The sequence below is a fragment of the Streptomyces sp. DSM 106670 genome, from assembly GCF_055792845.1.
On the sequence record NZ_CM147704.1, the window covers coordinates 6,379,764 to 6,398,861 of the forward strand.

A 19,098-nucleotide genomic window follows, 5' to 3' on the forward strand; every position below is an offset into this window, starting at 1 on the left:
GGCCGCCTCAGCGGTAGCCCGTCACGTCGGCCGGCAGGCCCGGGTCCTGGACCTCGGTCAGATACCGCCAGGCGTCGGGCCGGTCCCCGTCCACATCGGTGAAGCCGTACACCTGGGCGAGCTGCCCGCTGGAGAGCGACCTGCCGTTCCAGCGGGCCACCTCGGGATCGCCGGCGAGGGCGGCCACGGCGCGGCCGACGTACGCGGGGGACTCGGAGATCGCGAAGTGGGGCGCGTGCGCCACGGCGTCGCGCCAGGTGGCCTCGGTCACCCCGTGGGCCTGGAGCATGGCCTCGGACCGGAGCCAGCCGGGGGTGAGCGCCACGGCCGTCGCGCCGTGCGGTGCGAGTTCATGGCCGAGGGCGAAGGCCATCCGGTTCACCGCGGCCTTGGCCAGGTCGTAGAAGAACGAGACGCGGTAGTGGGACGCGTTGTACTCGTCCGTCCCGTCGGTCATCTCGACGACCAGGCCGCCCGGAGTCTCGATCAGCAGCGGCAGCGCGAAGTGGCTGGTGATGGCATGGGTGTCGACGGCCAGCCGCAGGGTGTGCAGCCCGGTGTCGAGCGACGACTCCCACACCGGCCTGTCCCACTCGATCTCGGCGCCCCAGATGTCGTTCACCAGGATGTGCAGGGCTCCCTGCTCGCTCGCGATACGGGCCACGAGTGCCCTGACCCGGTCGGGCACCAGATGGTCGACCTGGACGGCGATACCCCGTCCGCCCGCCGCGTCGACCAGGGCCGCGGTTTCCTCGATCGTCTCGGGCCGGTCCATCTCGGAGCGCTCGGACCCGCTCGTACGGCCGGTCACGTACACGGTCGCCCCGGCGGCGCCGAGCTGGACGGCGATCCCGCGACCGGCCCCGCGGGTGCCTCCGGCGACGAGCGCCACACGGCCGGCCAGGTCGGATGCGGGGGCCTGCCCTCCGTGGGGTGTTCCGGGTTCCGCGGTCGCTCCCATAACGATCGAATATAGGGCGATCCGTTCAGGTGCGCAGGCGCTGTCGGGAGGGCGGGAGACGCTCCGGCTGCTCCAGTACCGTGCATGCGCATGACTGATGCCGAGATCGAGATCCAGAACGGAACCGAGGCCGAGGCCGGAGCCGAGATCACCGCGGAGCTGGTTCGGGACCTGTTGCGGGAGCAGCATCCGGACCTCGCGGGGCTGCCCGTCCGCGAAGTGGCGGGCGGCTGGGACAACCAGCAGTGGCGGGTCGGGGACGAGCTGGCCGTACGGATGCCGCGTACCGAACGCGCCCCCGATCTCCAGCGCAAGGAGCGGCGGTGGCTGCCCGTCCTGGCCCCGCGCCTGCCTCTCCCGGTCCCGAACCCCGTGCGGACCGGTGAACCGTCCGCGCTCTTCCCGAAGCCCTGGACCGTCATGACGTGGGTCCCCGGAGAGCCCCTGGACCACACCTCCATCAGCCGTGGCGACCACGCGGCCGAGGTCTTGGCGGGCTTCCTCCGGGCGCTCCATGTGGAGGCGCCCGCCGGGGCGCCGATCAGCTCGGACCGCGGTGCCCACCCCAGCGGATGCACGGACGGCTTCGACGACTTCTTCGAGGCCGTCGCCCCCGGCGACATCGCCGATGCGATCCGGGCCGTCTGGGCCGATGCCGTCGCGGCCCCCGCGTGGGAGGGGCCGCCGGTATGGGTGCACGGTGACCTGCACCCGGCGAATGTCGTCGTCTCGGACGGGACGCTCTCCGGTGTGATCGACTTCGGCGACCTGTTCGCCGGTGATCCGGCGTGGGATCTGGCGGCCGCATGGGTGATCCTTCCGGCGGGCGCCGCAGCGCGGTTCTTCGACGCCTACGCGCGTGCCGACGAGGGGACGATCCGGCGCGCCCGTGGACTGGCCGTTCTGAAGGGCCTGGTCCTCATGCTCGTGGGCCGGAACGGGGACCAGGGCCTCCCCGGCGGCAAGCCGACATGGGGGCCCGCGGGCCGGGCGGCCCTCGACCGTGTCCTGGGAAGCGCTCGGTAGTGCGCATGGGGTCAGCGTGGTGCGCTTGACACCAAAATCGAACATCCATTCTGATGGGATTCCGGCCGGGTTTTCCCGGGCCCGACCGTGGAGTTGTCCACAGGCCGGGAGGACGTCGAGGCCCATTGTCAGTGGCAGGGGTTAGCGTCTGTGACGTGAAGCGATCGACTCAAGCAAATCGGGTGGAACCCATGGCAGGCAACGACCGCGAGAAGGCGCTGGACGCCGCACTCGCACAGATTGAACGACAGTTCGGCAAGGGCGCGGTGATGCGCCTGGGCGAGCGGCCCAATGAGCCCATCGAGGTCATCCCCACGGGATCGACCGCCCTCGACGTCGCCCTCGGCGTCGGCGGTCTGCCGCGCGGCCGCGTGGTGGAGGTGTACGGACCGGAGTCCTCCGGTAAGACGACGCTGACGCTGCACGCCGTGGCGAACGCGCAGAGGCTGGGCGGCTCGGTGGCGTTCATCGACGCCGAGCACGCGCTGGACCCGGAGTACGCGAAGAAGCTCGGTGTCGACATCGACAGCCTCATCCTGTCCCAGCCGGACAACGGTGAGCAGGCGCTGGAGATCGTCGACATGCTGGTGCGCTCCGGCGCCCTGGACCTGATCGTCATCGACTCCGTGGCGGCCCTGGTGCCCCGTGCGGAGATCGAGGGCGAGATGGGTGACTCGCACGTGGGTCTGCAGGCCCGTCTGATGAGCCAGGCGCTCCGCAAGATCACCAGCGCGCTCAACCAGTCCAAGACCACCGCGATCTTCATCAACCAGCTGCGCGAGAAGATCGGCGTGATGTTCGGCTCCCCGGAGACCACCACCGGTGGCCGGGCGCTGAAGTTCTACGCCTCGGTGCGTCTGGACATCCGGCGTATCGAGACGCTGAAGGACGGGACCGACGCGGTCGGCAACCGCACCCGCGTCAAGGTCGTCAAGAACAAGGTCGCGCCGCCGTTCAAGCAGGCGGAGTTCGACATCCTCTACGGCCAGGGCATCAGCCGCGAGGGCGGACTGATCGACATGGGCGTGGAGCACGGCTTCGTCCGCAAGGCCGGCGCCTGGTACACGTACGAGGGCGACCAGCTCGGCCAGGGCAAGGAGAACGCCCGCAACTTCCTCAAGGACAACCCCGACCTCGCCAACGAGATCGAGAAGAAGATCCTGGAGAAGCTGGGTGTCGGCGTCCGTCCGGACGCCGATACGGGCGAGCCCGCCGCGGACGCCGCCGCGACCGCGGCACCGGCGGCCGACGGGGCGGCGAAGCCGGCGGCCACCGCGGCCGCCAAGGCCAAGCCGGCCAAGACCGCGGCGGCCAAGAGCTAGGCCGTGACACGTCGTACGGAGTGGCCGGGCAGCCCTGCCGAGCCCGGTGGCGACCCCGAGTCCGGTTACGGGCACACCGACGCGTCCGCCGCCGCGCGGGGGGCGGCAGCGGACGACGTCGGGGCGCGGTCCGGGCGCCGCTCACGCGGTGGAGCGGGCGCCGGGAGCGGATTCGGCGAAGGGGCGGGCCGCCGTGCCCGCTCCGGCACCAGAAGCAGCGGCTCCCCTTCCTCGTCGAGGGCCGAGAAGGGGGAGCCGCGAGACCCGGTCGAGCAGGCGCGCAACATCTGTCTGCGCCTGCTCACCGGGACGCCGCGTACGCGCAAGCAGCTCGCGGACGCCCTGCGCAAGCGGGAGATCCCGGACGAGGCGGCCGAGGAAGTGCTCGCGCGCTTCGAGGACGTCGGGCTGATCGACGACGCGGCGTTCGCCGGGGCATGGGTGGAGTCCCGGCACCACGGCCGGGGGCTCGCGCGCCGTGCCCTCGTCCGTGAGCTGCGGACGAAGGGCGTGGACTCCGCCGTGATCGACGAGGCGGTCGGGCAGCTCGACGCGGATCAGGAGGAGGAGACGGCCCGCGAGCTCGTGGCCCGCAAGCTCCGCTCCACGCGAGGCCTGGACCGTGACAAGCGGCTGCGCCGTCTGGCGGGGATGCTCGCACGCAAGGGGTACGGGGAGGGCATGGCCCTGCGGGTGGTGCGGCAGGCGCTGGAGGAGGAGGGCGAGGACACGGAGGGCCTGGACGAGCCCTTCTGACGAGAGCTCTTGTCCGGTGGTTACTGCCCGGCCGAGGCCGCGCGGCGGGCGGCCCCGTCGACGAGGGCCAGCGCGTCCGCCGCGGTGCGGCCCGGCACGCGGTTCCAGGGGCCGATCAGCCCGGGCCAGCCCTGTGCGCGCAGCTCCGTGATCAGCCAGGCGCCGGCCCGGTCCACGGTGTCGAGGGAGCCGTAGCCGAGGCGGTGCGCCGAGATCAGGGCGCCGCAGACGCAGCGGGCGCCACGGGCGTTCCGCAGCCGGTACGGGGTGTTCTGCCAGCCCCACTCGGCGAGGATCTGCCGTGCGTAGCCGAGCTGGGTCGAGGGGCGCAGGTCGCTCTGCCCGACCCGTCGCCAGAGGTGGATGCGGTCGGGCAGCATCGCACCCAGCCGCCCGGGCAGCGGGCGCTCGTCCGGAGGCGGGGCGGGCAGCGTCCGCAGTGTGTCGTCGACGAGCCGGTCCACGGGCACGGACAGCAGGCTCCGCCAGTCGAAGGGGCCCGCGGGCGAAGGTTCCGCCGGACTCGCGGGGGTGAGCGCGGGCTCGGGGGCGGTGTGCTCCCACCCCGTGACGATCTGCTGCCACGCCTGGCTGTCGTGCAGCCGGGAGGCCTGGTCGTCGAGCAGTTCCGGGGTGAGGACAGCGATCGCCATGAGTGCGTCATCTCCGTACATTTCGGACCTCTGTGTGAGGCGAATGTCGGTCACGCACGGCGATTGCTCTAGTGGAACGTGGCGTTCGGGTGTGCGACACCCGGGGCCCGGCACCCGAACTCAGGTGTCAGGCCCCGGGTGTCAGGTCCCAGGTGTCAGACGGAGGCGACCGGGAGTCCCGCGGCCCGCCACGCCTGGAAGCCGCCGATCAGGTCGGTGGCCCGGTGCAGGCCCAGCTGTCGCAGCGAGGCGACCGCGAGGCTGGAGGCGTAACCCTCGTTGCAGATGACGACGATCCGGAGGTCGTGGCCGACCGCCTCGGCGGCGCGGTGGCTGCCCCGGGGGTCGAGCCGCCACTCCAGCTCGTTGCGTTCGACGACCAGCGCGCCCGGGATCAGTCCGTCCCGGTCGCGGAGGGCGGCGTACCGGATGTCCACCAGCAGGGCCCCGGCCTCCGCCGCCGCGGCTGCCTCCGCCGGGCCGATCCGGTCGTAGTCGGCCCGGACCCGCTCCAGCAGCTCGTCGATGCCCACCGGCGCAGTGCCCACCGGCGTCGAGGCGTCCTTCAACGTCTCGTTCCGGTCCGCGCTCACTGCCAGTCCTCCGGGCGCTCGGTCTGCTCCAGGCGGAGCACCGCACCGGTGCGGCTGAACCGGCGGATCCGCGGCAGCGGCGGGTAGTAGGCGTGGACGGAGACCGCGTGGGTGTCGGTGGACTCGTTGAGGACCTCGTGGACGTGGTTCTGGCCGAACGCCCGGCCCTGACCGGTCGCCAGCACCCTGGACCGGTCCACCCCCTCCGTCAGCTCCAGCGTCTTCCAGCCGTCGGTGGGCAGCCGCACGGCCAGCGAGTGTTCCTTGAGGGCGCCGGACGCGGTGGTGAACGCGCCGAACGAGTCGGCGTGATCGTGCCAGCCCGTGCCGGTGCCCGGCGGCCAGCCGATCAGCCACGCCTCGCTGCCGCCCGGCCCGTCGAGCCGGATCCAGGTGCGGCCCTCCGGGTCGAGGGGGAGCGAGGCGATGAGGTTCTCGTCCCGGGCGGCGTCGCGGACGAAGTCCATCAGCTCCGCGACCGTCGGCGCGGCAGCGGAAGACCCGGCAGCGGAGGACCCGGCAGGAGAGGACCCGGCGGAGGCGGGCGCAGTGGCGGCCACAGGGGCGGAAGGGGAAGGAACGGAGACAGCCGTGGGCACGGCGGAGTGAGGGGAAGACACGAGGACCGTCCTGAGAGTTCGCATGGGATCCCGGCCGTGCGGAAAGCGGCACGGACCGGCAGAGGAAAGCGATTCAGCAGGACGGGCGACACACGCAGCCCGCGTAACGGACGAGGTCCATATGGACCCTCCGCCACAGGCGCACATCGGTGTCGGTCATGATCTGGAGTACACCATGCGCGCCTGTGCCGGTCAATCGGTCAGGTGATCGCGGCGGTCCCGTCGGCGTGCACCCGTGCCCGTGCCCGGGGTGGCCGCTCGTGGTCCGTGCCCTGTCCGCCCTCGCCGTCCTCCGGTTCCGCGGGCTCCCGCGCGCCGCGCGGCGTACCGCCCAGCGCGGCCCGTGCCGCGGTGTACAGCTCCGCGGGCCGTACGCCGCCGAAGGCCGCCACCAGATGTCCGTCGGGCCTGACCAGCAGAACGGTATGGGCCGATGCCCCCGGATAGCTCTCGGTGACCAGCAGCTCCGTGGGCCCCGGGAGCGCGGCGACGGCGTCTGTGAGGCGGGGCATGACGCCGGCCGTCCGCCAGTGCCGCCGGTCCCAGACGCCGGTCCCCGGTGCGACCAGGATCACCAGCGGTCTGCCCTGCCCGAGCCGCTCCCGCAGCCGTGCCGTCGTTCCGTCCGGCGCCGTCACCGTCACATCGGTGACCGGCGCACCGGGGGGCGTACCGACAACGGTGTGCGCCTCGGCGTGCGGAGGCGCAAGAGGGGAGTGTGAGTACGAAGGGGGCGCACCGAGGGCTCCACAGCCCAGATGGCCGTCGGAGAGCAGGGTGTCGTGACCGCGCGCGGCGCCCGGGACCAGGGTCCGCAGGCCGCCTCCGCCGCGCAGTATCGGCAGCGACTGGTCGGCGGCGCGCAGCCGGGCGGCCACCGCGGCCCGGCGCTCCGCCTGGTAGCTGTCGAGCAGTTGCTCGGCCGGTCCGTGGTGCCAGGCGTGGGCCAGCTTCCAGGCCAGGTTCTCGGCGTCCCGGAGCCCCTCGTCGAGCCCCTGCGTGCCCAGCGCGCCCAGCAGATGCGCCGCGTCCCCGGCCAGGAAGGCGCGCTGCTTGCGCCAGCGCCGGGCGAGCCGGTGGTGGAGTGTGTGGACGCCGGTGTCCAGCAGTTCGTACGCCGGGGTCTCGCCGCACCAGCCGGCCAGCGTGTCCCGGATGCGGGTGACCAGGGCTTCGGGGGTGACCAGTTCGCCGCGCGGCGGCAGCAGCCAGTCCAGCCGCCAGACGCCGTCCGGCAGCGGCCGGGCGGAGATCTCGGCGCCCCCGGTCCGCCAGGGAGGCTGCCGGTGCAGAACGGCCTCGTCGGGCCAGGGCAGTTCGGCCCGGAGCGCGGCGACGGCGTGCCGCTCCACCGCCGTACGACCGGGGAACCGGATGTCCAGCAGCTTGCGCACGGTCGACCGGGCGCCGTCGCAGCCGACCAGATAACTCCCGCGCCACCAGGTCGATCCCGGCTCCCGGGTGTGCACCGTGATGCCGTCGGGGTCCTGCTCCAGCGTGTCGATCCGGCTCATCGGCACCAGCTGGACCAGCGGCGCCTTGTCCACCGCCGCACGCAGCGCGCCGCTCAGCGCGTGCTGCGGAACATGGAGCGGCGCGGGAAGGAGCCCGGGGAGCGGCTCCTCGGCCTCCTCGTGCCCGCGGCCCCCGCTCAGCGGCACGTCCCTGACCAGCTGCTTCCGGCGCATCGAACGCCATCCGGCCCAGCGCAGCCCGACGCGGTCCAGCTCCCGGCAGCCCAGGCGGCCCACCAGGTCGGCGGTGTCCTCGCGCAGCACGACCGTGCGGGCGGGACGGGGCTCCTCCGTGCCGGGGCCCTCGTCGAGAACGACCGAGGGGACGCCCTGGGCGGCGAGGGCCAGCGACAGCGTCAGGCCGACGGGCCCGGCGCCGACGACGATCACCGGGTCCACGGCGCGTACCCTCCGGCCCGTACGGTCATGCGGAACGTGGCATAGGAAGCCGGGTGCGTGATCACAGAACGTATGCAACCCACTGGTGGTGCTTGCGTCAAGTGACCGAGGCAGCGACGCGTGCGCCGCTGCCTCGAATGCTCCTGCCGGGAGGGGCCGGGAAGGCCCCCGGGAGGTCAGTTGCCCGTCACACCGGTCCCACCGGCACCGCCGTCCGTCGGGCCTGCGCCCCCTGCGCCCCCCGCGTCCACGCCGGGAAGCGCGCCCACGGTGGGGATGGTGGCGGTCTGGACGCCGGGCGCCACCTTGATGCCGGTCTTGGCGCGGCGGCCGCGCTTCTCGATCCAGGTCGCCAGCGCCGAGAGCAGCAGACACATCGCGATGTAGATCGTGCCGATGACGATGGTGGTGGAGACGTAGGGGTAGATCCCGTTCACCTGTGTGTTGGAGGCGATCAGACGCGCGGTCTGGAGCAGCTCCGGGTACAGGATGATGAAGCCGAGCGAGGTGTCCTTGAGCGTCACCACGAGCTGGCTGATGATCGTCGGCAGCATCGACCGGACGGCCTGCGGCATCAGAACCGTCATCATGACCTGCGTCTTGCTCATGCCGAGCGCGTACGCGGCCTCGCTCTGCCCCTTGGGGACCGAGTTGACCCCGGCCCGCAGCACCTCGGCCTGCACACAGCCGTTGTAGATGGACAGGCCCGCCGCCAGTGCCCACATCGAGTAGTCGGTGAGGAAGCCGACCCAGATGGCATAGATGGTGATCAGCAGCGGCAGTGAGCGGAACAGCTCGATGAAGGCGGTCGCCGCCCAGCGGACCGGTTTGTGGTCGGAGAGCCGGCCCACCGCCAGGAGCACACCGAGGATCAGCGAGCCGATCGCGGCCAGTCCGAAGGCCTTGAGCGTGGCGACGAGGGCATCAGCGATGTTCTGCCGGATACCCGCGTAGTTGAAGATGTCCCACATCTCGGGCGCCAGGTGGCCCTTGTCGGCGAGGCGCAGCACGCTGACGACGAGCAGCGCCGCGATGGCGAGGGTGCCGACGACGGCGTAGATCCGGTTGCGGACGACGGCCTTGGGACCCGGGGCGTCGTAGAGAACGCTGGCGCTCATCGGGCGACCTCCATACGACGCTCCAGCAGCCGGAAGAGGCCGCTGATGGTAAACGTGACGACCAGGTAGCCGAGGGCCACCCAGATGAAGACGGGGATGATGTCGTAACCCTTGTCGCTCATCAGCTTCTGCCAGCCGAACAGCTCGGTGTTGCTGAAGGCGCCGGCGATCGCGGAGTTCTTGGTCAGCGCGATGAAGATGCTGCTCAGCGGCGGGATCACGGTCCGGGTCGCCTGGGGGAGCACCACGATCTGGAGCGTCTGGGCGAACGTCATGCCGATCGAGCGTGCGGCCTCCGCCTGCCCCAGCGGCACGGTGTTGATGCCGGAGCGGACCGCCTCGCAGACGAACGACGAGGTGTAGAAGCCGAGCGCCAGCGAGCCGAGGACGAATGGGCTCATCCCCGGGAAGAGGATCTCGGGCACGACGAAGAAGAAGACCAGGAAGAGCAGTGTCAGCGGGGTGTTGCGCATCAACGTGACCCACGCAGTGCCGAAGTACCGCAGCGGCGGCACCGGCGAGACGCGGAATCCGGCGACGACGACACCGAGAACCAGGGCGATAAGCGAGCTGACGGCGGTGATCGACACAGTTCCTATGAAGCCGTCGCGGAACGCTGGAAAATTGTCGAGCAGTACGTTCATGAGGTCTCCGCGTCGGCGGTCATCGGCATCGGGGCAGGGGAAGGAGCGCCCCGTACGCACACCGGCCCCGGGGAGAGGGGCACGGCGGCGGCCTACGGGACGCCTGGGTCATTCGCGGGGCGTCGTGACAGGTGTCGGAGCTCGGACGCCCGGCGGTGCCGGGCGCCCGAGGGCGTCAGTAACGCTCGATGGCCGGCGGGTCGACGTACTCCGAACCGGACAGGCCCAGCGTGGCCTCGTAGATCTTCTTGTACGTGCCGTCCTTGACGCGGTCCTCCAGCGACTTGCTGATGGCCTCGCGGAGCACCTTGTCGTCCTTGTTCAGGCCGACGCCGTAGGGCTCGTCGGTGAACGGCTTGCCGACGACCTTGAGCTTGCCCTTGTTGGCGGCGGCGTAGCCCTTGAGGATCGAGTCGTCCGTGGTGACGGCGTCGACCTGCTTGGTCAGCAGCTGCTGCACGCAGTCGGAGTACTTGGCCAGCTCGACGACGCTCGCGCCGTACTCCGGCTTCTTGATCTCCTGGAGCGGCGTGGAACCGACGATCGAGCAGACCTTCTTGCCCTTCACCGACTCCTTGCCGGTGATCGACGTCTCGTCCTCGCGCACCAGGAGGTCCGCGCCGGCCTTGTAGTACGGACCGGCGAAGCCGACCTGCTTCTTGCGCTCGTCGTTGATCGTGTAGGTGCCGACGTAGTAGTCGACCTGGCCCTTGGAGATGGCCGTCTCACGGACGCCGGAGTCGACGGTCTTCCACTCGATCTGCTTGTCCGAGAAGCCGAGGTCGGCCGCGACCATCTTGGCGATCTCGATGTCGAAGCCCGAGCGCTCCTTGGTCGACTGGTCCTCGAAGCCGAGGAACGGCTGGTCGGCCTTGGCGCCGAGAACCAGCTTGCCGCGCTCCTTGGCCTTCTTGAAGACCGGGGAGTCCAGGGCGACGTCCTTGGCCACGGTGTACGTGGGCAGCGCGGGGGCCTCGGAGGAACCCGGCTGCGTGCCGCCCGGTTTGTCACCGGCGGAGCCCTCCTTGCCACCACACGCGGTGGCGGTCAGGGCGAGGACGGCGATGGCCGCGACGGCGGCGGACTTACGGAGCTTCATGTGAACAATCCTTAAGTTCGTAGGTCGTTGTCGTCAGTGGTGAAGGATCTTCGACAGGAAGTCCTTGGCCCGGTCGCTGCGCGGATTGCTGAAGAACTGCTCGGGGGTCGCCTCTTCGACGATCTTCCCGTCGGCCATGAACACGACGCGGTTGGCGGCGGAACGGGCGAAGCCCATCTCATGGGTGACGACGATCATCGTCATCCCGTCCCGGGCCAGCTGCTGCATGACCTCGAGGACCTCGTTGATCATCTCCGGGTCGAGAGCCGACGTGGGCTCGTCGAAGAGCATGACCTTCGGGTCCATCGCCAACGCCCGTGCGATCGCGACGCGTTGCTGCTGGCCACCGGAGAGCTGCGCCGGGTACTTGTCGGCCTGTACGCCGACGCCCACCCGGTCGAGCAGTGTCCTGGCCTTCTCCTCCGCCGCCTTCTTGTCGGCCTTGCGGACCTTGACCTGGCCCAGCATGACGTTCTCCAGCACCGTCTTGTGTGCGAAGAGATTGAACGACTGGAAGACCATGCCCACGTCGGCGCGCAGCCTCGCCAGCTCCTTGCCCTCCTGGGGCAGGGGCTTGCCGTCGATCGAGATCGCTCCCGAATCGATCGTCTCCAAGCGATTGATCGTGCGGCACAGCGTGGACTTGCCGGACCCGGAAGGCCCGATGACGACCACGACCTCGCCACGGGCGATGGTCAGGTCGATGTCCTGGAGCACATGCAGCGCGCCGAAGTGCTTGTTGACGTTGCTCAGTACGACCAGGTCGTTCGCCGCGGGCGCGGCATCCTCGGCGTCCTTGGTCACTGAAACTCCGCTCATCGGCTTCTTGCTCCGTCCTCCTCGGTTGAAGAGGGACACTAATGACGCAGTGCGACCAACGTCATTACATCTGAGCGGAAATTGAGCATAACGATCCGGCGGCAACCGGACACTCCGCGTGAACGGGACGTCACGCGCCGCCCCGGGGCGTACCGGGTGCATAACGGAAACCCTGCTGTAACCGGCAGGCTCTTGACTGGTGTGCCGCTCATCGGCGTGGATGCCTTGAGCAAGGAAGACGCGAAGCGTTGATGAACGGAAGGTCTCGCAGGCGATCTTCCGGGTGAAGCGGCGTGAAACGTGAGATAACACCTGGTGACACCGTGCAACGGTGGCGCCGACGCAACCCGAGGAGCCGGACGGCCCCGGGAGACACGCCAGAGGAGGGCCATGAGACTGCTGCTCGTCGAGGACGACGACCATGTCGCGGCGGCCCTGTCCGCCGTGCTCGCCCGGCACGGATTCCAGGTCGTGCACGCCCGCAACGGCGAGGAGGCCCTGCGCGCGCTGCTGCCCGCCGAGAAGGAGCCCTTCGGGGTGATCCTCCTCGACCTCGGCCTGCCCGACCAGGACGGCTACGAGGTGTGCGGAAAGATCCGCAAGCGCACCGCCACCCCCGTGATCATGGTCACCGCCCGCGCCGATGTGCGCTCGCGCATCCACGGACTCAACCTGGGCGCCGACGACTACGTCACCAAGCCGTACGACACCGGCGAGCTGCTCGCCCGTATCCACGCGGTCGCCCGGCGCACCACCAGCGGCGAGGACACCGCGCCGACCCCCGTCGCCGCCCTGCGTCTCGGGCCGGTCGCCATCGAGCTGCCGACCCGCCGGGTCAGCGTCGACGGCGAGGAAGTCCAGCTCACCCGCAAGGAGTTCGACCTGTTGGCGCTCCTCGCCCAGCGCCCCGGTGTCGTCTTCCGCCGCGAGCAGATCATCAGCGAGGTCTGGCGCACCAGCTGGGAGGGCACCGGGCGCACGCTGGAGGTCCATGTCGCCTCGCTGCGCTCCAAGCTGCGGCTGCCCGCCCTGATCGAGACCGTACGGGGCGTCGGCTACCGGCTCGTCGCGCCGTCCGCGTAACCGGCGGGTACGTTTCCCCGGTGCGCTCCCGTCTGCTCCCGCTGCTCATCGTCCTGATGGCCGCCATCCTGCTCACCCTCGGCCTGCCGCTCGCGGTCAGCGTGGCGGCGGCCGAACAGCAGCGCCTGGTGATCGACCGGATCGACGACACCGCGCGGTTCGCCGCCCTGGCGCAGGCCATCACCGACACCTCCCCGGACAGCGAGGAGCGCCGCCGCACCCTCCAGACCGACCTGGAGGTCTACACCTCGGTGTACGACATCCGCGCCGGCGTCTTCTTCCGGGACGACCGGGCCCTGGCCAAGGCCCCCAGCTTCTGGAGCCTGCCCGCCGAGGGCGAGGGGCGTACGGCTTTCGACGAGGCGTTGCTGGGCCGCCGCTCGCACGACCCGCCGCAGGTCTGGCCCTGGCGCGACGGCCGTGTCGTCGTCGCCTCGCCCGTGGTGCGCGACGGCGATGTGGTCGCCGTGGTCGTCATCGACTCGCCCACCGGCGAGATGCGGTCGCGGATCCTGCGGACCTGGCTGTTCATCGGCCTCGGCGAGGCGCTGGCGCTGCTGGTGGCGGTCGGCGCGGCGGTCCGGCTCACCGGCTGGGTCCTGCTGCCCGTGCGGACGCTGGACGCCGCCACCCACGACATCGCCGGCGGCCGCATGCGCTCCCGGGTCGCCGCCTCCGCCGGGCCGCCGGAGCTCCGACGCCTGGCGCGCTCCTTCAACGAGATGGCGGACAACGTCGAGGACGTGCTGGAGCAGCAGCGCGCCTTCGTCGCCGACGCCTCGCACCAGCTGCGCAACCCGCTCGCCGCCCTGCTGCTGCGCATCGAGCTCCTCGCCCTCGAACTGCCCGAGGGCAGCGAGGAGATCGCGGCCGTGCGCACCGAGGGCAAGCGGCTGGCCCGGGTCCTCGACGACCTCCTGGACCTCGCGCTGGCCGAGCACGCCGAGGCGGACCTCCAGCTGATCGACGTCGTCCCGCTCACCGCCGAGCGGGTCGCCTCCTGGCGGCCGATGGCGGAGCGGGAGGGGGTGACCCTCACCCTGGACGGAGCCCCGGCGGCCACCGCCTGGGCCGACCCCATCGCGCTCTCCAGCGCCCTGGACGCGGTGATCGACAACGCCCTGAAGTTCACCCCGGCAGGAGAGGACGTCACCGTCACCGTCGCCGCCGGAGCCGTCGCGGCGACCGTCGTCGTCGCCGACCGGGGCCCCGGCCTCACCGAGGCGGAGCTGGAGCGCGTCGGGGACCGCTTCTGGCGCAGCACCCGCCACCAGAACGTCAGCGGATCGGGCCTGGGCCTCTCCATCTCCCGGGTGCTGCTCGCGGCGGGCGGCGGCTCGATCGCGTACGAGCACCACCCACCGCACGGCCTGCGGGTGACGGTCTCGCTGCCCCGCGAACGGCCGGGCGGCTGAGCCGTCGGTCTCCGCGTCAGGAAGCCTCGCACCCTCGCCGAGGAGCGCTCACGGCTTCACCGAGCGGTAGTAGTCCTTCGCCCCGTCGTGCACATCCAGCGGATCCGTGTAGATCGCCGTCCGCAGATCCACCAGCTGCGCCGCGTGGACCTCGCGCCCGATCCGGTCCCGGCTGTTGATCACCGTCCGGGTGAAGGCCTCGGTCATCGCCGCGTCCGTGCGGTCGGTCGTGACGAGCAGATTGGCGACGGCGACCGTCGGCACCGACTGACCCTGCTGGGCCTCCGGATAGGCGTCGGCGGGCATCATCGCCGACCGGTAGAAGCGGGTGGGGCCGGTCGCCGCCTGCAACTTCGCGACCAGGGCCGCCTCCAGCGGCACCAGCCGGATGTCGAAGCGCTGCGACAGCTCCTGCACGGCCGCGGTCGGCAGCCCGCCCGACCAGAAGAAGGCGTCGAGCCGGCCCTGGGTCAGCCGTACGGGCATGGTGTCGATGCCCACCGGCACCGGTGTGATGTCCTCGGCCGGATCGAGCCCCGCCGCCGCCAGCAGCCGGTCCGCGACCAGCCGCACCCCGGAGCCCTGCTGGCCGACGCCCACCCGCTTGCCCCGCAGGTCGGAGGTGGTGCGGATGTCGGAGTCGCGGGGGACGACCAGCTGGACGTAGTCGTCGTACAGCCGGACGCAGCCGCGCAGCCGCTGGGCCCCCGGCCTTCCGTCCCGCAGATAGGTCGCCACGGCGTCGGCGGTGGCGATGGTGAAGTCCGCCTCGCCGGTCGCCACACGGGCGAGGTTCTGCTGCGACCCCTCGCTGGTCCGCAGCCGTATGGACACCTCCGGCATGTCCTTGGCGAGCGCGCCCTCCAGCCGCTCCCCGTACCGCTGGTAGACGCCGCTGGGCACCCCGGTGGAGAAGGTGAGCGACCCGCTCGGGTCACCGTCCCCCTGGGGCTGGAGCCACCACGCGAGCAGCCCGAGCACGACCGCGAGGACGGCGCCCGTCTGCAGGGTGCGCCGGCGGCCGAATCGGGACAGAGCGTGGAACATGCGCGCGATCCTGCCAGCTCACCCACCCCCCTGGCCAGGCTTCCCCGTGAGGCCCGGCCCACAGCGGACGGCCACGGGAGGGGCGGCGGAAGGTTGCGGAAGGCTACGGGAGGGGCCTGCCCGGCAACCGCCTACCCTTGTCCCATGAGCAGCGGCAACCGGAGCGAAGCAGTGGACGTCCAGAAGAGCTACGAGGTGCGCACCTACGGGTGCCAGATGAACGTCCACGACTCCGAACGGCTGTCGGGTCTCCTGGAGGGCGCCGGCTACGTCCGGGCGCCCGAGGGTTCCGACGGCGACGCCGACGTCGTCGTCTTCAACACCTGCGCGGTGCGCGAGAACGCCGACAACAAGCTGTACGGGAACCTGGGCCGTCTCGCGCCCATGAAGACCAAGCGCCCCGGGATGCAGATCGCCGTCGGCGGCTGTCTCGCGCAGAAGGACCGCGACACCATCGTCAAACGGGCCCCCTGGGTCGACGTCGTCTTCGGCACCCACAACATCGGCAAACTGCCGGTCCTCCTGGAGCGCGCCCGCATCCAGGAAGAGGCGCAGATCGAGATCGCCGAATCGCTGGAGGCCTTCCCCTCCACGCTCCCCACCCGCCGCGAGTCCGCCTACGCCGCGTGGGTCTCCATCTCCGTCGGCTGCAACAACACCTGCACGTTCTGCATCGTCCCGGCCCTGCGCGGCAAGGAGAAGGACCGCCGCACCGGCGACATCCTGGCCGAGATCGAGGCCCTGGTCGCCGAGGGCGTCTCCGAGATCACCCTGCTCGGCCAGAACGTGAACGCGTACGGCTCCGACATCGGCGACCGCGAGGCCTTCTCCAAGCTGCTGCGCGCCTGCGGAAAGATCGAGGGCCTGGAGCGCGTCCGCTTCACCTCGCCGCACCCCCGTGACTTCACCGACGACGTCATCGCCGCCATGGCCGAGACGCCCAATGTGATGCCGCAGCTCCACATGCCGATGCAGTCGGGATCGGACACCATCCTGAAGGCGATGCGCCGCTCCTACCGTCAGGAGCGCTTCCTGGGAATCATCGAGAAGGTGCGCGCCGCGATGCCGGACGCCGCCATCTCCACGGACATCATCGTGGGCTTCCCCGGCGAGACCGAGGAGGACTTCGAGCAGACGATGCACGCCGTCCGCGAGGCGCGGTTCGCCAACGCGTTCACCTTCCAGTACTCCAAGCGCCCCGGCACCCCCGCCGCCGACATGGACGGCCAGATCCCCAAGGAGGTCGTCCAGGAGCGCTACATGCGCCTGTCCGCCCTCCAGGAGCAGATCTCCTGGGACGAGAACAAGAAACAGGTCGGCCGCACCCTGGACGTCATGGTCGCGGAGGGCGAGGGCCGCAAGGACGGCGCCACCCAGCGCCTCTCCGGCCGTGCCCCCGACAACCGGCTGGTCCACTTCACGCAGCCCGAGAAGGCCGTGCGCCCCGGTGACGTGGTGACCGTGGAGATCACCTACGCCGCCCCGCACCACCTGCTCGCCGAGGGCACGCCGCTCGCCGTACGGTCCACCCGCGCGGGCGACGCCTGGGAGAAGCGCACCACCGAGGCGGCCGCCAAGCCCGCCGGAGTGATGCTCGGCCTCCCCGGCATCGGCGCCCCGGACCCGCTCCCGGCCGCCGCTGCCCCGGCCTGCGGCATCGGCTGACGGCCCCGGGCCCGGCGTCGGCCGGCGCTCCGGGTCCGCGAGCTCCAAGGCCCGCGACACCGGCCGACGGCCCGGGCCGCTGAGGACCCTGCCGACGGCCCCCGGCCCGCGCTCCGGCCCCGGCCGGCACCCCCGGCAAGTACGCTGACCGGCATGCTTGTCGCCGCCGCCGTGTGCCCCTGTCCGCCGCTCCTGGTGCCCGAGGTCGCCGCCGGAGCCGCCCCCGAGCTCGACGCCGCGCGGGACGCGTGCCTCGACGCCGTGGGGGTGCTCGCCGCCTCACGCCCGGATCTGCTCGTCGTGGTCGGACCGGGCGACGACCGCTCCGCCGGGCCCTACCCGGCAGGAGCGCACGGCACCTTCCGGGGCGTCGGCGTGGACCTCGATGTGACGCTCGGCGACGCACCGCGGGGCGCGGCGGTCCCGGACCGGCCGCTGCCGCAGTCCCTCACCGTGGGCGCCTGGCTGCTGGGCCGGGCCCGGTGGACGGGCGCCCCCGTCGAAGGGCTCGCCGTGGCCGAGCGGGAGGCCGCCGAGGAGTGCGCGTCGGCCGGACGGGCTCTCGCCGGACGTGCCGAGCGGGTCGCGCTCCTGGTGATGGGCGACGGCAGCGCCTGCCGCACCCTCAAGGCGCCCGGCTACCTCGACGAGCGGGCCGCCGCGTTCGACGCGGGGGCCACCGAAGCGCTCGGCTCCGCCGACCTCGACGCCCTCGCGGCGCTCGACGCCACGCTCGCCCACGAGCTCAAGGCGGCCGGCCGGGCCCCCTGGCAGCTGCTCGGCGGCGCCGCGCGGGACGCCGGGCTCGCCGGACGGCTGCTGTACGAGGACGCCCCGTACGGCGTGGGCTACACCGTCGCCGCCTGGTCCTGAACAGACCGGCGGCGGGCACGGAGCACTCGGCTCCGTACCCGCCGCCGGGGTACTGCCACCGCGTCAGGAAGCGGGCGGCGGCGGAGGCGGAGTGCCCCCGTCCTTCTGCCCCAGCTTGTCCACGGCCTCCTTGGCCTTGCGCGTACCCGAATCGATCTTGTCGCTGTACTTGCCCTTGGTCTTCTGGTCGACAGTGCGCGCGGCCTTGTCGAGGCCCTGCTCGATCTTGCCCCCGTGCTGCTGCGCGAGGTCGCCGACCTTGTCCTTGGCCGGACCCAGCTTGGCCTTCAGGTTGTCCAGGAACCCCATTGGGTCACCTTCCGTGCAGTGAGGACTGTTCGCGGGAGCGTTCTCCCGCCCCCATTGTCCGTCACCTGTCCGTTCCTGCCGTTTTTACTCGCCCTACAGCGCCCGTCGGCGTTTTCCGAGCGCATCCTTGACGTCGCTCTCCGCACCCGGCGGCGCCCCCCGCCCCGCCCGACGTGTTCGGGACGGCCCGGATATTTGGGAGACTGTCCGGGTGACCCCTCCCACCTCCGTCCCCCGCGTCATCACCGTCGTAGGCCCCACCGCAGCCGGAAAATCGGATCTGGGGGTCTTTCTGGCCCAGCGGCTGGGCGGTGAGGTGATCAACGCCGATTCCATGCAGCTCTACCGGGGGATGGACATCGGCACCGCGAAGCTGACGCTCGCCGAGCGCGACGGCGTGCCGCACCGGCTGCTGGACATCTGGGACGTCACCGAGGCCGCCAGCGTCGCGGAGTACCAGCGCCTGGCCCGGCTGGAGATCGACCGGCTGCTCGCCGAGGGGCGCACCCCCGTCCTGGTCGGCGGTTCCGGGCTGTACGTCAAGGGCGCCATCGACGCCCTGGAGTTCCCCGGCACGGACCCCGAGGTCCGCGCCCGCCTCGAAGCGGAACTGGCCGAGCACGGCTCCGGCGCCCTGCACGCCCGCCTCGCCGCCGCCGACCCCGACGCCGCCCGGTCCATCCTGGCCAGCAACGGCCGCCGCGTCGTGCGCGCCCTCGAAGTCATCGAGATCACCGGCAAACCCTTCACCGCCAACCTCCCCGGCGACGAGCCGGTCTACGACGCCGTGCAGATCGGCGTCGACGTGGACCGCCCCGAACTCGACGAGCGCATCGCCCTGCGTGTGGACCGGATGTGGGAGGCCGGACTCGTGGACGAGGTGCGCGCCCTGGAGAAGTCCGGGCTGCGCGAGGGCCTCACCGCCTCCCGGGCCCTCGGCTATCAGCAGATCCTCGCGGCGCTCGCGGGGGAGTGCACCGAGGACGACGCGCGGGCCGAGACCGTACGCGCCACCAAGCGCTTCGCCCGCCGTCAGGACTCGTGGTTCCGCCGCGACCCGCGTGTCGTGTGGCTCGGCGGCGGACACCGTGACCGGGGGGAACTCCCGCACCGGGCGCTGACGTTGGTCGAACGAGCGGTCACAGCCTGATCACGTGATGGCATCGGGAAGCTCCGGCCGTC

Annotated in this window: 20 protein-coding genes; 8 read left to right on the forward strand and 12 right to left on the reverse strand. The window is 71.5% G+C overall.

Annotated elements, in window-relative coordinates; all coding sequences use genetic code 11:
• Positions 1-7: 7 nt before the first annotated feature.
• On the reverse strand, positions 8-961 hold the full coding sequence (locus ACSMXR_RS28360) for an SDR family oxidoreductase (RefSeq protein WP_381848133.1): 954 nt from the start codon (positions 959-961) through the stop codon (positions 8-10).
• A gap of 90 nt (positions 962-1,051) precedes the next feature.
• Between ACSMXR_RS28360 and ACSMXR_RS28365 the strand changes: the two genes are divergently transcribed.
• The 3 genes from ACSMXR_RS28365 to recX all read left to right on the forward strand — a co-directional run bounded on the left by ACSMXR_RS28365 (position 1,052) and on the right by recX (position 4,065).
• Positions 1,052-1,987, forward strand: coding sequence for an aminoglycoside phosphotransferase family protein (locus ACSMXR_RS28365; protein WP_473170181.1), 936 nt, complete (start codon positions 1,052-1,054; stop codon positions 1,985-1,987).
• 191 nt (positions 1,988-2,178) lie between these two features.
• Positions 2,179-3,309, forward strand: a complete 1,131-nt coding sequence (recA, locus tag ACSMXR_RS28370; RefSeq protein ID WP_137230078.1) for a recombinase RecA — start codon at positions 2,179-2,181, stop codon at positions 3,307-3,309.
• A 3-nt stretch (positions 3,310-3,312) separates the two neighbouring features.
• Complete coding sequence (gene recX / locus ACSMXR_RS28375) at positions 3,313-4,065, forward strand: recombination regulator RecX (protein WP_137230080.1); 753 nt, start codon at positions 3,313-3,315, stop codon at positions 4,063-4,065.
• A gap of 20 nt (positions 4,066-4,085) precedes the next feature.
• Here the strand turns inward: recX and ACSMXR_RS28380 are convergent, their stop codons facing one another.
• The 9 genes from ACSMXR_RS28380 to ACSMXR_RS28420 all read right to left on the reverse strand — a co-directional run bounded on the left by ACSMXR_RS28380 (position 4,086) and on the right by ACSMXR_RS28420 (position 11,524).
• The gene (locus tag ACSMXR_RS28380; RefSeq protein WP_473170182.1) at positions 4,086-4,718 is read right to left on the reverse strand and encodes a DUF6197 family protein; all 633 of its coding nucleotides are present in this window, start codon (positions 4,716-4,718) and stop codon (positions 4,086-4,088) included.
• Between the two features lie 155 nt (positions 4,719-4,873).
• Entirely contained in the window at positions 4,874-5,311 is a 438-nt protein-coding gene (locus ACSMXR_RS28385) for a rhodanese-like domain-containing protein (protein ID WP_240805823.1), read from the reverse strand.
• Positions 5,308-5,931 (reverse strand): cupin domain-containing protein, encoded by a 624-nt coding sequence (locus ACSMXR_RS28390; RefSeq protein WP_473170183.1) that lies wholly within the window; start codon positions 5,929-5,931, stop codon positions 5,308-5,310. Before ACSMXR_RS28390 ends, ACSMXR_RS28385 begins: the two co-directional genes overlap by 4 nt.
• 73 nt (positions 5,932-6,004) lie before the next feature.
• Positions 6,005-6,091, reverse strand: coding sequence for a putative leader peptide (locus ACSMXR_RS28395; protein ID WP_311605579.1), 87 nt, complete (start codon positions 6,089-6,091; stop codon positions 6,005-6,007).
• Between the two features lie 40 nt (positions 6,092-6,131).
• Positions 6,132-7,844 carry an FAD-dependent monooxygenase gene (locus ACSMXR_RS28400; RefSeq protein ID WP_137230086.1) on the reverse strand — a complete coding sequence of 571 codons (1,713 nt, stop codon included), beginning with the start codon at positions 7,842-7,844 and terminating at the stop codon, positions 6,132-6,134.
• A gap of 176 nt (positions 7,845-8,020) precedes the next feature.
• Entirely contained in the window at positions 8,021-8,962 is a 942-nt protein-coding gene (locus tag ACSMXR_RS28405) for an amino acid ABC transporter permease (protein WP_137230088.1), read from the reverse strand.
• Positions 8,959-9,606 (reverse strand): amino acid ABC transporter permease, encoded by a 648-nt coding sequence (locus ACSMXR_RS28410; protein WP_137230090.1) that lies wholly within the window; start codon positions 9,604-9,606, stop codon positions 8,959-8,961. The genes ACSMXR_RS28405 and ACSMXR_RS28410 overlap by 4 nt, the downstream gene beginning before the upstream one ends.
• A 175-nt stretch (positions 9,607-9,781) precedes the next feature.
• Positions 9,782-10,705: a glutamate ABC transporter substrate-binding protein gene (locus ACSMXR_RS28415; RefSeq protein WP_137230092.1), complete on the reverse strand. Its 924-nt coding sequence runs from the start codon at positions 10,703-10,705 to the stop codon at positions 9,782-9,784.
• A gap of 33 nt (positions 10,706-10,738) precedes the next feature.
• A complete protein-coding gene (locus ACSMXR_RS28420) occupies positions 10,739-11,524 on the reverse strand; it encodes an amino acid ABC transporter ATP-binding protein (protein ID WP_030080163.1) in 786 nt (261 codons plus the stop codon).
• A gap of 390 nt (positions 11,525-11,914) precedes the next feature.
• Between ACSMXR_RS28420 and ACSMXR_RS28425 the strand changes: the two genes are divergently transcribed.
• Both ACSMXR_RS28425 and ACSMXR_RS28430 read left to right on the forward strand, forming a co-directional pair.
• Complete coding sequence (locus ACSMXR_RS28425) at positions 11,915-12,607, forward strand: response regulator transcription factor (RefSeq protein ID WP_030080161.1); 693 nt, start codon at positions 11,915-11,917, stop codon at positions 12,605-12,607.
• A gap of 20 nt (positions 12,608-12,627) precedes the next feature.
• Positions 12,628-14,022, forward strand: coding sequence for a sensor histidine kinase (locus tag ACSMXR_RS28430; protein WP_137230094.1), 1,395 nt, complete (start codon positions 12,628-12,630; stop codon positions 14,020-14,022).
• Positions 14,023-14,070: 48 nt separating this feature from the next.
• Here the strand turns inward: ACSMXR_RS28430 and ACSMXR_RS28435 are convergent, their stop codons facing one another.
• Positions 14,071-15,069 carry a TAXI family TRAP transporter solute-binding subunit gene (locus tag ACSMXR_RS28435; RefSeq protein WP_137230096.1) on the reverse strand — a complete coding sequence of 333 codons (999 nt, stop codon included), beginning with the start codon at positions 15,067-15,069 and terminating at the stop codon, positions 14,071-14,073.
• A 144-nt stretch (positions 15,070-15,213) separates the two neighbouring features.
• Here ACSMXR_RS28435 and miaB point away from each other — a divergent pair, with 144 nt between their 5' ends.
• Positions 15,214-16,734: a tRNA (N6-isopentenyl adenosine(37)-C2)-methylthiotransferase MiaB gene (miaB, locus tag ACSMXR_RS28440; protein ID WP_030715951.1), complete on the forward strand. Its 1,521-nt coding sequence runs from the start codon at positions 15,214-15,216 to the stop codon at positions 16,732-16,734.
• A 153-nt stretch (positions 16,735-16,887) separates the two neighbouring features.
• Complete coding sequence (locus tag ACSMXR_RS28445; RefSeq protein ID WP_381793916.1) at positions 16,888-17,607, forward strand: class III extradiol dioxygenase subunit B-like domain-containing protein; 720 nt, start codon at positions 16,888-16,890, stop codon at positions 17,605-17,607.
• A 63-nt stretch (positions 17,608-17,670) separates the two neighbouring features.
• Here the strand turns inward: ACSMXR_RS28445 and ACSMXR_RS28450 are convergent, their stop codons facing one another.
• Positions 17,671-17,916, reverse strand: coding sequence for an antitoxin (locus ACSMXR_RS28450; protein ID WP_030080154.1), 246 nt, complete (start codon positions 17,914-17,916; stop codon positions 17,671-17,673).
• Positions 17,917-18,127: 211 nt separating this feature from the next.
• On the opposite strand from ACSMXR_RS28450, the gene miaA reads away from it, so the two are divergent.
• Positions 18,128-19,066 (forward strand): tRNA (adenosine(37)-N6)-dimethylallyltransferase MiaA, encoded by a 939-nt coding sequence (gene miaA / locus ACSMXR_RS28455; RefSeq protein WP_473170184.1) that lies wholly within the window; start codon positions 18,128-18,130, stop codon positions 19,064-19,066.
• Positions 19,067-19,098: the final 32 nt, after the last annotated feature.